General features: G+C 51.5%; 7 tRNA genes. All 7 read right to left on the bottom strand.

The features are described 5' to 3' along the window. Nucleotides 1-80: 80 nt before the first annotated feature. Nucleotides 81-166 (bottom strand) — tRNA-Leu (locus DW738_RS10260). Between the two features lie 7 nt (nt 167-173). Continuing rightward, nucleotides 174-245: transfer RNA gene (locus DW738_RS10265), tRNA-Gly, on the bottom strand. A gap of 23 nt (nt 246-268) precedes the next feature. Continuing rightward, nucleotides 269-341: transfer RNA gene (locus tag DW738_RS10270), tRNA-Thr, on the bottom strand. Between the two features lie 17 nt (nt 342-358). Further along, nucleotides 359-440: transfer RNA gene (locus DW738_RS10275), tRNA-Leu, on the bottom strand. Nucleotides 441-445: 5 nt separating this feature from the next. Next, nucleotides 446-518 (bottom strand) — tRNA-Lys (locus tag DW738_RS10280). A 31-nt stretch (nt 519-549) separates the two neighbouring features. Then, nucleotides 550-622 (bottom strand) — tRNA-Asp (locus DW738_RS10285). Nucleotides 623-624: 2 nt separating this feature from the next. Next, a tRNA-Val gene (locus DW738_RS10290) sits at nt 625-695 on the bottom strand.

Consider the following 695-nt stretch of genomic DNA (forward strand, 5'->3'; position numbering starts at 1 on the left):
CGAACCTCTAACCGCCTGATTCGTAGTCAGGTACTCTATCCAGTTGAGCTAAGGGTGCTTCTTCTCCAACCTAAGTCTTATGCCGAGGACCGGAATCGAACCGGTACGATCGTTACCAATCGCAGGATTTTAAGTCCTGTGCGTCTGCCAGTTCCGCCACCCCGGCCTCCTCAAGCGAACGACGGGATTCGAACCCGCGACCCCCACCTTGGCAAGGTGGTGTTCTACCACTGAACTACGTTCGCATCTGTTTCTTTATATAAAAAAATGCCGGCTACATGACTTGAACACGCGACCCTCTGATTACAAATCAGATGCTCTACCAACTGAGCTAAGCCGGCTCATTATTATTCCTTTATGCGGGTTAAGGGACTTGAACCCCCACGCCGTAAAGCGCCAGATCCTAAATCTGGTGCGTCTGCCAATTCCGCCAAACCCGCTATAATGACCCGTACTGGGCTCGAACCAGTGACCCATTGATTAAAAGTCAATTGCTCTACCAACTGAGCTAACGAGTCGTATCATTATCTTCTAGAAACTTCGTTTCTACGGTCCCGACGGGAATCGAACCCGCGATCTTCGCCGTGACAGGGCGACGTGATAACCGCTACACTACGGGACCTATGGGAGTTAACGGGATCGAACCGCTGACCCTCTGCTTGTAAGGCAGATGCTCTCCCAGCTGAGCTAAACTC

Origin of the sequence: Streptococcus sp. AM28-20, assembly GCF_003603595.1 — a bacterium.
GTDB classification, from domain to species: domain Bacteria; phylum Bacillota; class Bacilli; order Lactobacillales; family Streptococcaceae; genus Streptococcus; species Streptococcus ilei.